The following is a 13,417-nucleotide window of genomic DNA, read 5'->3' on the forward strand; positions in this document are numbered from 1 at the left end:
TGAGTTCTCCTCGCCCTGATGATTGGTGAGCAACCGCTTAGTACCTTGTGGCAGTCGTGACGCTATGAGTCCCGACACCCGCTGTCAACGGGTGCCCGTAGACATGAGATTCACCGCACCAGCAGCTCCAGCAGCCGCTCGGCCTCCGCCTCGGGGTCACTGGTCAGCCCGGTGTGCACGGGGCCCGGCTGCACCACCGTGCTGCGTGGAGCGACGAGCCAGCGGAAGCGGGTGCCGGGTGCCTCGTCCGCGGCCTGCCCGGCGGCGACCCCTCCGTGGCAGACGCCCTCGGCGGCGAGCAGCGCCGCACGTACGCCGTCCAGGTCCGCACCGGGATCGAGCGCACGCAGCCTCTCCTCGTCCAGATGCGTGCGGGCGACGACGAGCGACCTGGCACGGCAGTAGACGACCACGCCCGCGTTCATCGTCTCCCCCCGCTCGACGCGCGGGACCACACGCAGCAGCGCGTACTCGAACACCTCGCGCCCGGCGCCCTTCTCGGCGCTCACCGGCGTGCGCTCCGCTCGCCGCGCCGCCCGTGCGGCAGTTCTCCGGTCAGCCAGCCCGGCGCCCGCGAAGGGCCGTCGGGGCTCGGTTCGCCAATCGTGATCCGCTCGTGAAGACCGGGGACGCGTGCGGAGAGCGTCCTCACGTACGCGTCGCGCAGCTCGCCGGGGCCCGCGAATCCCGGCTCGTCCGCGAGCCATTCGTCGGGGACCGCGGCGGCGCACTCGGCGAGGAGATCACCGGTCACCCGTGGCGCCAGCTCCTCCGCCGCCGAGGCCACGTCCGGCCCGAAGGGGGCGAGTACATGGTCGGACGCGTCGTACGGTCTGGAGGCGCTGGACGAGGAGGCCGACGCCGAGGGCCAGTTGTGATGCCAGACGAGCGTCGCACCGTGGTCGATGAGCCACATCTCGCCGTGCCAGACGAGCAGGTTCGGATTGCGCCAGGACCGGTCGACGTTCCCCACCAGTGCGTCGAACCACACCACCCGGCCCGCCTCGGCCGCGCCCACGGCGAAGGCCAGCGGGTCCAGGCCCAGCGAACCGGGCAGGAAGTCCATGCCGAGGTTGAGGCCGCCGCTGGCCTTGAGCAGGTCCTGGACCTCCTCATCGGGCTCGCTCAGGCCGATGACCGGGTCGAGCTGGATGACCACCAGCTCCGGGACGCGCAGGCCGAGCAGCTGCGCGAGCCGGCCCGCGAGAACCTCGGCCACGAGTGTCTTGCGGCCCTGCCCCGCGCCGGTGAACTTCATGACGTACGTGCCGAGATCGTCCGCCTCGACGATCCCGGGCAGTGAACCGCCCTCCCGCAGCGGGGTGACGTAGCGGGTGGCGGTGACTTCGCGCAGCATCCGCTCAGGCTAGCCGTCCGCTCACCCACGCGGCACCGCCGATAATCGGGTGCCCCCGTTCCCGGGGCGGTGGGATCGTGCGCGCATGACTTCTCCCGGTATGCCCGGCACCCCCGGCACTGCTGCCCGCTCGTTCCCGGCCGAGGCCATGGCCGCCTTCCCCCGTCAGTTCGCCCGCACCCGGCGCTTCTCCCTCGGAACCGTGCGCCAAGTGACGCTCTCCCCGGACGGAAAGCGCGCGCTGTTCCTGCGCACGCGCAGCGGCGCCGATACCTCCTGCGGACTGTGGATACGGGATGCCGACGGGGAACGCCCCCTCGCCGACCCAGCGACGCTCGAGCCCGGATCCCCCGCGGGACCACCCACCCCCGAGGAGGCGGCACGGAGGGAGCGTGACCGCGATCTGTCCACGGGCATCACCGGGTACGCCACCGACGACGCCATGGAACTCGCCGTCTTCGCCGTGGACGGCAGGCTCTGGGCGGTACGTACGGGACAGGGCGAGCCTTTCGGCCTGCCGGCCGCCGGCCCGGTCACCGATCCCCGCCCCTCCCCCGACGGCCGGCTCATCGCGTACGTCACCGGCGGCGCGCTCCACGTCATGGTGGCGGACGGCACGGGCGACCGGTGTCTCGCGAGGCCAGGAGCGGACGACGAACGGACGGTCACCTACGGTCTGACCGACCATGTCTCGGCCGAGTCCCTGGGGCGCGGCCGCGGGTACTGGTGGGCACCCGACGGCAGCGCGCTGCTCGTCGCACGCGTGGACAACACACGCGTGCGCCGCCGCTTCCTCGGCGACCCGGCCGATCCGGGACGGCCGCCGCGCGTGCAGCACTACCCGGAGGCCGGCACCGCCAACGCCGATGTCTCGCTCCACCTGCTGCGCCTGGACGGGACGGCCGCCGAAGTCGACCGGGACCGCGAGGCGTTCGAGTACGTCGTGGCGGCAGGCTGGGACGCGCACGGCCCACTGGCCACCGTGCAGAGCCGCGACCAGCGCACCCTGCTGACCCTCGGGATCGACGCCGGGAGTGGTGCGACGCGGGTGCTCGCGCGGCAGCAGGACGAGCACTGGGTCGAGCTGCTGCCGGGCGCCTACTGCCGCACCGCGTCGGGAGCCCTGGTGCTTCCCCACGAGAGCGGGGACCAGCGCGGGCTGCGCGTCGGCGAGCAGGTGGTGACGCCGCCGGGGCTGCAGGTCTCCCGGGTGCTCGGCACCGACGGGGAGACGGTGCTGTTCAGCGCCGGCGACGACCCCCTGGAGACCCACGTCTGGTCCTGGTCCCCGGACAAGGAAAGCATCCCCATCAGCGACGGTCCGGGGCTGCACTCCGCGGTGCAGCGCGGCGGCACGGTGGTGCTCGACAGCCTCACGCCCGACGGCCCACGCGTGACGGTCACCCGCGACGGCGTCACCGCCGGCTCCATCCCCTCGCTCGCCGAGGAGCCGCTGATCCGGCGGCAGCCGGAACTGCTGACGCTGGGGGAACGGCGGCTGCGCAGCGCCCTGTTCGTGCCCAGCTGGTACGAGCGCGGCGCCCCTGACGCGTCCCCGCTTCCCGTGCTGGTCGCGCCCTACGGCGGACCGGGGATGAGGCTCGTGGTGCGGGCCCGCATCTGGCCGGCGCTGGTCGCGCAGTGGTTCGCGGAGCACGGCTACGCGGTGCTGATCACGGACGGCCGGGGTACGCCCGGGCGCGGCCCCTCGTGGGAGAAGGCGATCTGGGGCGACCAGTTCACTGCCGTACTGGAGGATCAGATCGACGCGCTGCACGCGGCCGCCGAGACCGTGCCGTGTCTGGATCTGAGCCGCGTCGGCATCCAGGGCTGGTCCTTCGGCGGCGCGCTGGCCACGGCGGCCGTCCTGCGGCGCCCCGACGTCTTCCATGCGGCGGTCGCGGGCGCTCCGGCAATCGACCCGCGCCTGTACGACACGCACTGGAAGGAGCGCTTCCTCGGTCACCCGGACCGGTACCCGGAACACTACGACCGCTGCACCCTGAGCAAGGAGGCACATCTGCTGCGGCGTCCTCTGCTGCTGGTGCACGGAACCGCCGACGACAACGTCGCATTCGCACACACCCTGCGGATGTCCGCGGCGCTGCTGGCCGCCGGACGGGAACACTCGGTGCTGCCGTTGCCCGGCCAGTCGCACATCGTAAGCGACCCTGTGACGGCCGAGCGGCTGCTCCTGACTCAATTGCTTTTTCTTGACAAAGCCCTTCGCAGTTGACCAGCCCGTGTGCAGGATTCACAGGGCAGAGGCAAGCAAAGGCAAATGCGTGCAGCTCCCGACAGAACAGGAAGTCCTCCATGACAGCATCGACCACCCGCAGGTCCGTGCTCGCCGCCGCGGGCGCCGCCTCGGCCGCCGTGACTCTCGCCGCCTGCGGATCGGGCGGCAGCGAGAGCAGCGACGAGAACGCCGGCGGTGACGGCGGCAGCGAGGCCGGGAAGGGCGAACTCGGCAAGGCCGCCGATATCCCGGAGGGCGGCGGCAAGGTGTTCAAGGAGCAGAAGGTCGTCGTGACCCGTCCCAGCGGGTCGGAGTACAAGGCCTTCTCCGCGACCTGCACGCACAAGGGCTGCTCGGTCTCGGAGGTGAAGGACGGGACGATCATCTGCCCCTGCCACGACAGCAAGTTCGACATCTCCGACGGCAGCGTCAAAGGCGGTCCCGCGACCAAGCCGCTTCCTCCTGCGAAGGTCTCCGTGAAGGGCGGCAACATCCACCTCGCCGAGGGCTGAGGTCCCGCCTCCCTGCCGTCGTCAGAGAGGCTCGCCGCGGCTACACCGCGATGTCGCGTGCGGCCTTCTCCAGCGCCGCCACTGCGGCTCTGATCGACGGCCTGCGGTCGGCGTCCTCCCGCCAGACCGCGTAGATGCGACGCCGCAGGGTGTGGTGCACGGGCACGAGCGCCACACCCTGCGGCACAGGTCCCCGTCCCAGCCGCGGGGTGACCGCGACACCGAGACCTGCAGCCACCAGCGACAGCTGCGTGTGGTGTTCCGCCGCCGTGTGCGAGAGGCGCGGTTCGATGCCCTCGGCGCGCAGCGTCCGCATCAGCCACTCATGGCAGAACTCGCCTTCCGGCCAGGAGATCCACTCCTCCTCCGCCACCTCCGTCAGCTCCAGGCGCCGTCGGCCCGCCAGCGGGTGGGCAGCGGGCATGGCGAGATCGACGGGGTCCTCCAGCAAGAGCACCCTGCTCAGCCCGGCGGGCAGTGAGAGCGCCCTGTTGTGCCAGTCCAGGACGATCGCGAGGTCGGTGCCACCTCGGATCAGCCGGGGCAGCGCCACTTCGGCCTCCGACTCCGTAAGGCGCGGCCGCAGTTGGGGATGCTCCCGGCGCAACTGCGTGAGGGCCGCGGGGAAGAGTCCCCGCGCGGCCGTGGGGAAAGCGCTCAGCAGCAACTCGCCCGCCGCCTGACCCCGGTGCGCCTCCAGGTCCGCCTGCGCGACCTCCAGCAGCGACAAGATCCTCTCGGCGTGCTCCGCAAGCAGCCGACCGGCATCCGTCAGCCGGACGCCCCTTCCGCTCCTGGACAGCAGTTGCTGTCCCGTCTCCCGTTCCAGCTTCGCCATCTGCTGGGAGATCGCGGACGTTGTGACGTACAGGGCATCGGCGGCCCCGCCGACCGTTCCGTGCACGGAGATCTCGTGCAGCACCCGCAGGCGCTCCAGATTGAACATGTAAGCAACGCTACGCCTTTCCGTCCACAGATACTCGCTTGTGCTAAGAGATGAGCGGCGGGATCGTTGCTCCCATGACCACGTCCACGCGGCCCTCGGGCAGTGCTCCTCGGCCGGCCACTCCCCCGCCCTCCGCAGGTGAACCGCAAGGGACGCCGCAGTCGCTGACGCCTCCGCCGCCGCGGCGCCTCCTCGACTGGCGTGTGCGCTTCGCCGTGCTGGCGCTGGTGTGGGGCTTCAGCTTCCTGTTCATCAAGGTCGGCACCGAGGCGTACGCACCGCTCCAAGTCGCCCTGGGCCGCATGGTGTTCGGGGCCGCGGTGCTCGCCGTGGCGCTGGCGGTCAAGCGCGAGCGTCTGCCCGGGCGCATGCGGATCTGGGGCCACCTGGCCGTCTCCGCGATCTTCCTCAACACCCTGCCGTACTCGCTCTTCGCCTACGCCGAACTCACCATCTCCTCCAGCCTGGCGGGCATCTGCAACGCCACCAGCCCGCTCTTCGGCATGCTGCTGTCGCTTGCCGCCCTCTCCGAGGACCGCCCCACACGCCGCAGAGTGGCCGGCCTGGTGGTCGGCTTCGGCGGTGTGCTGGTGGTGCTCGGCGCGTGGCGCGGATTCTCCGGGCAGGACCCGGCGGGTACGGCCATGGCCCTCGGCGCGGCCGCCAGCTACGCGGTCGGCTGGCTGTACGTGCGCCGAACCCTCGCCGACAGCCCGCACTCGGCACTGTCCATGTCGGGTGGGCAGTTGCTGCTCGGCTCGGCCCAACTGCTCGTGCTGACGGGGCTGTTCACGTCGCTGCCGACGCGCTTCGCGGTAGTGCCGCTGCTCGCGGTGCTGGCGCTGGGCGCTCTGGGCACAGGGCTCGCCTTCCTCATCCAGTACGGCATCGTCGCGGAAGTGGGCCCGACGACCGGGCAGATGGTCACCTACTTCATCCCCGTCATCGCGACGGTCGCGGGTGTGACCGTGCTCGGCGAACCTCTCACCTGGAACACTCCTGCCGGAGCGCTGATCGTGCTGCTGGGCGCCGCCCTCACACAGCTCGGGCCGCGTCGCGCACCGGATGCGGCAGCGAGCGGCGCGAACGACGGCGGCACACGTCAGTCGTAACGCCGGGCCGCGGCGGGACGGAGTGCGGCGGCGACGGCATCTGCGAGTTCCTCCGCGTCCTCCACCGTCAGCGGTGAGACGGTCAGGCGCACACCGGGCGGCGAAGCGAGCCGGAAGCGCGCCCCCGGAGCGACGGCCCAGCCCGACTGCAGAAGGCGTGTGACGGCACCCGTCTCGTCCGGCACCGGCACCCACACGTTCATGCCGCTGCGCCCGTGTGCCTCGACGCCGAGCGCCTCCAGTGCCCGTACGAGTGCGTTCCGGCGCTGCCCGTAGGAGCGCGCCACCGCCGCCACGTCGACCGCCCGCGTGTTCCAGAGGTGCAGTACGGCGTCCTGGAGGAGATGGCTGACCCAGCCGGGACCGAGCAGCTGGCGGCCGCGCACCCGGTCGAGAGTGACGGCATCGCCGGTGACGACCGCGAGCCGCAGATCGGGCCCGTACGCCTTGGCCGTGGAGCGCACCAGGGCCCAGCAATCGGTGCCGCCCGCAAGAGAGTTGAGGGGTTCCTCGACGATGCCGTGCCCGTGGTCGTCCTCAATGAGCAGCGTCCCGCGATACCGGGCGAGCACCTCACGCAGACTGCGGGCACGGACGGCGGTCACCGCAGCGCCCGTCGGGTTCTGGGCACGGGCCGTGACGATCAGGGCGCGAGCGCCCTCGCGCAGTGCACGCTCGGCCTCCTCGGGGAGCGGACCCTCGTCGTCGACAGCCACGGGCAGCGTCTTCAACCCGAGTGCGGGGACGAGATCGAGCAGGCTCCCCCATCCCGGATCCTCGACGGCGACGGCGTCTCCGGCGCGCAGGTGTGCCGCGAGGACCCTCTCGATGGCGTCGAGCGCCCCCGAGCTCACCGCGACCGGCCCGTCCGGCACACCATCCTCGTCCAGTTGACGGCGGGCCGCAGCGGCGAGCGGTTCGCTCACGGCCGGGTCGCCGTAGAGCGCCGCACGACGGGAGGCGTTGTCCGCCGCCGAGGAAAGGGCCGAATGCAGCGGCGGCAGCAGCCCGGTGTCGGGGTTGCCGGTGGAGATGTCCACGCATCCCACGGGCACTTCGGCACGGATGGCCTCCCGCGGTGTGCTGGCGGGCCGTTCGCGTACGCGGCTCCCGCGGCGCCCGGCCGTCTCGATGACTCCGCGTTCACGAAGGCTTCGGTACGCGGCCGCGACCGTGTTCGCGTTGACGCCCAGCTCGTGCGCCAACTCCCGCATGGGTGGGAGGAGTCGGCCCGGGGCGAGATCACCCACCCGCACGCCGTTCTCCACGCTCGCTGCGATCTCAGCTGCGCGCCGTCCCTCGATCCGGTATTCTCCTAGCACGAACGATATTCTGCACTAGTACAAAACGAAACGCAAGGGAGAGTTCCTTGGCGTACACCGTCCCTTCCCCGGGCACCTCCTCCGACCCGTACGTCCGCACGGAGCGCACCGTCCCCACTCGGCACCGCGAACGCGCCTCCTACGACCGCGAGTTGGTGCACTCGATCCTCGACGAGGACTACATCTGTCATCTGGGGTTCGTCCGCGACGGCGCACCGGTGGTTCTTCCCACGCTGTACGCCCGCAGGGGCGAGCACGTCTATCTGCACGGGTCCACGGGCTCGCGTCCGTTGCGGGAGGCAGACGCCGACGAAGGGCTGCCGGTATGTCTCACCGTCACCCGAGTCGACGGCCTCGTTCTCGCCCGCTCCGCCTTCCACCACTCGCTCAACTACCGCTCGGTGATGGTCCACGGGACCGCGTACCGGGTCACCAAGGACGGGGAACTCACCGCCGCCCTCGACGCCTTGGTCGACGGCGTGGTGCCGGGGCGCGCGGCCGACTCCCGCCGTGCCGACGCCAGGGAACTGGCCGCCACGGCCGTCCTGCGCCTTGATCTGGAGGAGGTCTCCGCGAAGATCCGTCAGGGCGGTCCATCCGACGACGCGGAGGACCTCGCTCTCCCTCACTGGAGCGGTGTCGTCCCTGTCAGCCGGGTCTACGGCACCCCCGTCCCCGCCGAGGATCTGGCTCCCGGCACGGAGCTGCCCGCGTACCTCAAGGGCCGCTGACGCGGGGGTGGTTCAGCCGGTTCAGCGCCGTGACATGCCGATGGGCGGCCCCGGTTCAGGCGTGGGCGTCGTCCGGCAGGGCACCGTCAACCGCCGTGCCGGACTCCGTCCCGCCGGATGCGACCGGCTCGTCCTGCTGCTGCTTGGGTGCCGAGCTCTGCGCGATGAAGGCACCGAGCAGCACCACGGCACCGCCCACGAGCTGTACGGGGGCGAGGTGTTCACCGAGCAGCACCCAGGCGAGCACGGTCGCGATGACGGCTTCGAGGCAGGCCACGACGCCGGCGACCTGCGGGGAGAGCCTGCGTACCGAGACGACTCCGGTCAGATACGCGGCGACCGTCGCCACCAGCACGATCCAGGCCAGCAGCACGAGCGCCGGCACCGTTCTGCCGTCCATGGGGGCCTGACTTGCCAGAACGTGCCATTCCATCTCCCACGGCCTGGCCAGCACGGTGAGCAGGAGCGCGCCGATGAGCAGGCCGTAGGCGATCACGCCCATGGGGTCGGAGGGGCGGCGACCGTCCGACCCGTCACTGCCGTGGTCCGAGAGCACGAAGTAGCCCACCTGACAGCAGGCCGCGCCCAGCGCCAGCAGCAGCCCCAAGAGGTCGAGCGTCAGCCCGGACCAGACGCGCACCACGCAGGCCAGGCCGCCCACGGCGAGGACGACGCCCACGCCCGCCGCCCGGCTCACGGGCCGTCGCTGTACGAACCGCACCCAGCCCAGCACCAGCGCGGGTGCGAGGTATTCGATGAGCAGGGCGACGCCGACGGGGATGCGGGAGAGCGCAGCGAAGTAGCACGCCTGCACACCGGCGACGGCGAGCAGGCCGAACCCGAGGAGAAGGCCGGGGCGTTCACGCACGAGCTCCCGGTGACGCCAGGCGAGGGGCAGCATGACGCAGGCCGCACCCGCGACCCGGAGCCAGGTCACATGAAGGGGCTCGAGACCGGCCTCGATCAGCGGTTTGGCTGCGGGTCCCGAACCTCCGAACGCGAAGGCCGAGACGAGCGCCAGCGTCAGACCGAGGCTTCCTCCGCGCACGGAAGGACCCGGCCGCGTCGTGTCATGCATGCGCCCATCATGTCAACGACCGACAGGAGTGTCACCCCTGATACTCATGACACTCGACGGGTGTCCAGTTCGCCCGGCCTCGGCCTTCTGACGCCGAGCCCCGTGGCGATTCCGCGCACATCCACTCCGGCGATACGCAGCACTTCCGCGGCACGGCAGTCCGCATCGGCGACCAGGCCGGCGAAGAGGTCGACGCCGTCCGCACGATCGGCGCCACGCGCCCTGACGCAGCCCAGCGCCACCTCCATCGCCATCACTGCAGCCGGCGACCAGCCCGGCAGCAGGCCCTCGTCGACTCCGGCACACGGGATGCCGGCCTTCTCCACCGAATGCCGCCAGCGCAGGCCGTATCCGATGCTGCGCTGCGCGAGATAGCCGAGGAGCTTCGCGGTCAGCGGACCTCCACCGCCGAGGAACGCCCGTACGACGGGATCCGATTCGAGAAGGCTGTGCAGCAGATGCGCGGTGTCCACGTCCCGGTCGCCACCCCTGGAGGCCCGTCGGCGCGCGGTCGCGACGACGGCTGCCAGCTGTTCGCTCAGCCGGTCCTCGATCACCGCGCCTGCCGCTCTGCCGGCAGGCACTGGGGGCGTACTGATGTCCACAGCACCACCACATCACACGCACATCCGGCCACACATCCCCGCCGCGGGGCATATGCGCGTACCCCGATGGGAGGTGCGTGCCGCAGGGGCCTCCTCCTTGAGGAGGAGCACGGCCTACTAGGGCTTCAGGGTGGGCATGAAGGAACCGAATGCCCGGAAGGTCGCGTCTTGTTCTCCAACAGCCCCCCATACGGCAGCACTTGGAGATTTCCATGGCCGCTCACCATGCACGCTCCGTTCTCGCCGCGCTCGCCCTCGGAGCCGCTGTGACCGTCAGCGGATGCGCGGGGTCCGCCTCCTCCTCCAATTCACCGGCGTCCGTGGACGGCACGGACCCCGGCTCCACCGCGTCCCCGCGTCCGTCCGACTCCTCCGTGGGCTCCGCCAAGGCGCCCGGCGCCCAGGACGCTCCGGGAGACGACCGGGACCGCCCCGGAGACACCGGCAGCGGAGCGGACCGGCCTCGCTGGTGCACCACGGAGGCACTGACGGTTTCGCTGCAACCGGGACAGCCCGCCGCGGGAAACCGCTACGCCGCCCTCGTCCTCACCAACTCCTCCTCGGCCCCCTGCCGTACGCAGGGCTGGCCAGGGCTCCAGTTGACCGGCGAGAACGGCGGGAAGATCCCCACCGAGGTGGTACGGGACAACTCCGTCCCCTCCCGCCAGATCACCCTCTCCCCCGGCGGGCACGCGACCGCGCGGCTGCACTGGACGATCGTGCCCGGCGAGGGCGATCCCGATGACGGCCGGTGCCCCGAACCAAAGGCGGTGCGCGTGATCCCGCCGGACCAGCGCACCGCGAGGACGGCATCGTGGAAGTTGGGTGAGGTGTGCGGCGCCGGCGAGATCGACGTCCGGCCGCTGCTGCCGGGGGCAGGACCCCCCAGCTGACAGTCGGCTCACGGCCCCGCGCGCCGCGCGCACACCCCCGCGGTCACTCCTCCTCGGCGAGGATCAGATAGAGCTTCTTGCGGGCGTCGTTGACGACCCCGAGCGCCTTCTCGCGCTGCTCCGGCGTGCCGTTCGCCCACACCTGCTGGAAGGCGCTGACCAGTGCACCGCCGGCCTTGCGCACCTCGTTCATGGCCTCCCAGTCGATGCCGCGCCCGGCCTCCTCCCAGGGGGCCTCCGGACCGGCTTCGACCTCCTGCCGGCCGGCGTCGGTGAGGGAGAAGAGGTTCTTGCCGCCCTCACTGGCGCTGCTGATGAGCCCCTCGTCCTCCAGCAGCTGGAGCGTCGGGTACACCGAGCCGGGGCTCGGCTTCCACGCGCCGCTGCTGCGCTCGGCGATCTCCTGGATCATCTCGTAGCCGTGCATCGGCCGGTCCTTGAGGAGCGCCAGGATCGAGGCCCGCACATCGCCTCGGCGTGCGCGCCCGCGCGGCCCTCCTCGACCCCGGCCTCTCGGCCCGAAGGGCGGACCGTCGCCGAAGGGCGGACCGAAGGCACCGAAGGCCCGGCGCTCGGACGGGCCACCGAAACCGGCCGGGCCGCAGTATCCGGGGCCACGACCATGTCCGCGGCCACCAGGTCGCTGTTCTTCCTTACGCATGATGAATCCCTTCCATGATCCGTCTTCGACAGACGTTGACCTGTCGTGATGGATCAACGATATATCGGCGATGCTCGTATGGCAACACCCGGCCGATGAGGTCGACCTGTCTCAGCGGAGGTGGAGTCGATCTCACCCAACGGTGCGCGGATGCGGTTGTCCCGTCGTCAGGTACCGGTCCACCTCCGCCGCATTGGCCGTCGCACGCGACGGCCACCCTCGCCTAACGTGCCGGCCCATGAGGATCCGTACAGTCGACGCCTTCACCGACCGCCCCTACCGCGGCAATCCCGCCGCGGTCGTGCTGCTGGAGGAGGAGACCTTCCCGTCGGACGAACGCATGCAGAGGGTCGCCAACGAGATGAACCTCTCGGAGACCGCCTTCGCGCACCCGCTCCCCGGCGACGCCGAGGCCGACTGGGCCCTTCGCTGGTTCACCCCGGCCGCGGAGGTCGACCTGTGCGGTCACGCCACGCTGGCCACGGCACACGTCCTGCACAGCGATGGCCTGAGCTCCGGAACCGTGCGTTTCCGCACCCGCAGCGGGGTGCTCACCGCGGCGCCCGCTGCGGGCGGTGCGATCACCTTGGACTTCCCCACGGCCCCGCTGACACCGGCCCCGGCGCCTCCCGGTCTCGCCGACGCCCTCGGCACCGAGCCGATGTCGGTGCACGACACCGGGACGCTGGGCGATCTCCTCGTCGAGGTGGCCGACGAGGGGACGCTGCGCACCCTCGCCCCCGACAGCATCGCCTTGGGCCGTCTCCCGCACAGGGGCGTCATCGTCACCGCGATCGCGGAGGGCGGCGCCGAACACGGGAGCGGCGACCAATACGACTACGCCTCGCGGATGTTCGCACCCTCCGTCGGCATTCCCGAGGACCCGGTCACCGGCAGCGCCCACACGGCGCTGGCCCCACTGTGGTCCGCGCGGCTAGGCCGTGACTCGCTGACGGGCCTTCAGCGCTCCGCGCGTACGGGACTGGTGCGTACGACACTGCGTGGCGAGCGCACCGAGCTGACCGGAGCGGCAGTCACAGTCCTCGACGCCCGACTCTGCGCCGGGTGGTGACCGCCCCGCGGCCCGCCGGTGACCGTTACGGCGTGGGCAGCCAGTCCACCTTGCCCGCGAAGAGCGCGTAGCCGGCGAAGGCCACGATGTCGATCAGGGCGTGGGCCACCACCAGCGGCCCGACGCGCCCCCAGCGCCGGTACAGCAGGACGAAGATCACGCCCATCGCCATGTTGCCGAGCAGCCCGCCGATGCCCTGGTACAGGTGGTACGAGCCGCGCAGCACCGCGCTCACCGCGAGTGCGGCCCAGGGTGAGAAGTTCAGCTGCCCGAGCCTGCGCAGCAGGTAGCCGACGGCGATCACCTCTTCCAGCACGGCGTTCTGGATGGCGGAGAGGACGAGCACGGGAATGCGCCACCACACGTGCGGCAGCGATTCGGGCACCACGGTGAGATTGAAGCCGGCCTGCAGAGCCCCCAGATAGAGGACGAGTCCGCTCCCGCCGATGGCGGCGGCGAGCACCGCGCCGCGCCCCAGGTCGAATCCCGGCCTGCTCCGGTCGAACCCGAGCGAGCGGAGCCCGCCCGCGCCCTCCCGCGTGAGGAGATGGGCCACCAGCACCACCGGTACCAGCGCGGTGGCGATCCCGAAGAGCTGCCAGGCCAGGTCGAGCCACGGCCGGTCAGGAGCGCGCGAGGTGTTCAGGCGTGCGGCCTGATCGGCGAGAGCCCCGGAAGCGGTCAGCGAGCCGATGAAGCTGATGAGCGCGGAGACGGCGCTCGCACCGAGCGACAGCGCCAGCACCAGCAGCGTCTCGTGCCGCAGCGTGCGCGCCGAAAGCTCCTCGGACGCCGGGAACCGAGCGGGGTCGCTCGCTTGCGACTGCACACATGCCTCCAGTTCACCGGTCCGCGACAGCCGGGGACGTGCATAGCTTGCCGGACGGCG

14 protein-coding genes are annotated in these 13,417 nt (G+C 71.4%); 6 read left to right on the forward strand and 8 right to left on the reverse strand.

Annotation, left to right across the window (positions count from 1 at the left end):
• Window positions 1–110 precede the first annotated feature (110 nt).
• Complete coding sequence (locus I004_RS0122375) at window positions 111–509, reverse strand: DUF3037 domain-containing protein (protein ID WP_028437346.1); 399 nt, start codon at window positions 507–509, stop codon at window positions 111–113.
• A complete protein-coding gene (locus tag I004_RS0122380) occupies window positions 506–1,357 on the reverse strand; it encodes a HipA family kinase (RefSeq protein WP_028437347.1) in 852 nt (283 codons plus the stop codon). The genes I004_RS0122375 and I004_RS0122380 overlap by 4 nt, the downstream gene beginning before the upstream one ends.
• An 85-nt stretch (window positions 1,358–1,442) precedes the next feature.
• Here I004_RS0122380 and I004_RS0122385 point away from each other — a divergent pair, with 85 nt between their 5' ends.
• A complete protein-coding gene (locus I004_RS0122385) occupies window positions 1,443–3,593 on the forward strand; it encodes an alpha/beta fold hydrolase (protein WP_078511614.1) in 2,151 nt (716 codons plus the stop codon).
• A gap of 80 nt (window positions 3,594–3,673) precedes the next feature.
• The gene (locus I004_RS0122390) at window positions 3,674–4,108 is read left to right on the forward strand and encodes a Rieske (2Fe-2S) protein (RefSeq protein ID WP_028437349.1); all 435 of its coding nucleotides are present in this window, start codon (window positions 3,674–3,676) and stop codon (window positions 4,106–4,108) included.
• Between the two features lie 40 nt (window positions 4,109–4,148).
• Here I004_RS0122390 and I004_RS0122395 read toward each other — a convergent pair whose 3' ends face one another.
• Complete coding sequence (locus I004_RS0122395) at window positions 4,149–5,054, reverse strand: LysR family transcriptional regulator (protein ID WP_028437350.1); 906 nt, start codon at window positions 5,052–5,054, stop codon at window positions 4,149–4,151.
• Between the two features lie 74 nt (window positions 5,055–5,128).
• Between I004_RS0122395 and I004_RS35405 the strand changes: the two genes are divergently transcribed.
• Window positions 5,129–6,166, forward strand: coding sequence for a DMT family transporter (locus I004_RS35405; protein WP_037977283.1), 1,038 nt, complete (start codon window positions 5,129–5,131; stop codon window positions 6,164–6,166).
• On the opposite strand, the gene I004_RS0122405 is transcribed toward I004_RS35405, so the two are convergent.
• Window positions 6,157–7,488 carry an aminotransferase class I/II-fold pyridoxal phosphate-dependent enzyme gene (locus I004_RS0122405; RefSeq protein WP_078511616.1) on the reverse strand — a complete coding sequence of 444 codons (1,332 nt, stop codon included), beginning with the start codon at window positions 7,486–7,488 and terminating at the stop codon, window positions 6,157–6,159. The genes I004_RS35405 and I004_RS0122405 overlap by 10 nt on opposite strands.
• A gap of 47 nt (window positions 7,489–7,535) precedes the next feature.
• On the opposite strand from I004_RS0122405, the gene I004_RS0122410 reads away from it, so the two are divergent.
• Window positions 7,536–8,219, forward strand: coding sequence for a pyridoxamine 5'-phosphate oxidase family protein (locus I004_RS0122410; protein ID WP_028437352.1), 684 nt, complete (start codon window positions 7,536–7,538; stop codon window positions 8,217–8,219).
• Window positions 8,220–8,274: 55 nt separating this feature from the next.
• Here I004_RS0122410 and I004_RS0122415 read toward each other — a convergent pair whose 3' ends face one another.
• Window positions 8,275–9,297 (reverse strand): DMT family transporter, encoded by a 1,023-nt coding sequence (locus I004_RS0122415; protein ID WP_028437353.1) that lies wholly within the window; start codon window positions 9,295–9,297, stop codon window positions 8,275–8,277.
• 44 nt (window positions 9,298–9,341) lie between these two features.
• A complete protein-coding gene (locus I004_RS0122420; RefSeq protein WP_028437354.1) occupies window positions 9,342–9,881 on the reverse strand; it encodes a hypothetical protein in 540 nt (179 codons plus the stop codon).
• A 233-nt stretch (window positions 9,882–10,114) separates the two neighbouring features.
• On the opposite strand from I004_RS0122420, the gene I004_RS37670 reads away from it, so the two are divergent.
• Entirely contained in the window at window positions 10,115–10,795 is a 681-nt protein-coding gene (locus I004_RS37670; RefSeq protein ID WP_051345312.1) for a DUF4232 domain-containing protein, read from the forward strand.
• A gap of 43 nt (window positions 10,796–10,838) precedes the next feature.
• On the opposite strand, the gene I004_RS35415 is transcribed toward I004_RS37670, so the two are convergent.
• Complete coding sequence (locus I004_RS35415) at window positions 10,839–11,456, reverse strand: PadR family transcriptional regulator (RefSeq protein WP_078511618.1); 618 nt, start codon at window positions 11,454–11,456, stop codon at window positions 10,839–10,841.
• 238 nt (window positions 11,457–11,694) lie between these two features.
• Here I004_RS35415 and I004_RS0122435 point away from each other — a divergent pair, with 238 nt between their 5' ends.
• A complete protein-coding gene (locus I004_RS0122435) occupies window positions 11,695–12,528 on the forward strand; it encodes a PhzF family phenazine biosynthesis protein (RefSeq protein WP_028437356.1) in 834 nt (277 codons plus the stop codon).
• A 25-nt stretch (window positions 12,529–12,553) separates the two neighbouring features.
• Here I004_RS0122435 and I004_RS0122440 read toward each other — a convergent pair whose 3' ends face one another.
• The gene (locus I004_RS0122440; protein WP_028437357.1) at window positions 12,554–13,357 is read right to left on the reverse strand and encodes a CPBP family intramembrane glutamic endopeptidase; all 804 of its coding nucleotides are present in this window, start codon (window positions 13,355–13,357) and stop codon (window positions 12,554–12,556) included.
• Between the last annotated feature and the right edge of the window lie 60 nt (window positions 13,358–13,417).

It is taken from the genome of Streptomyces sp. TAA486 (assembly GCF_000426165.1).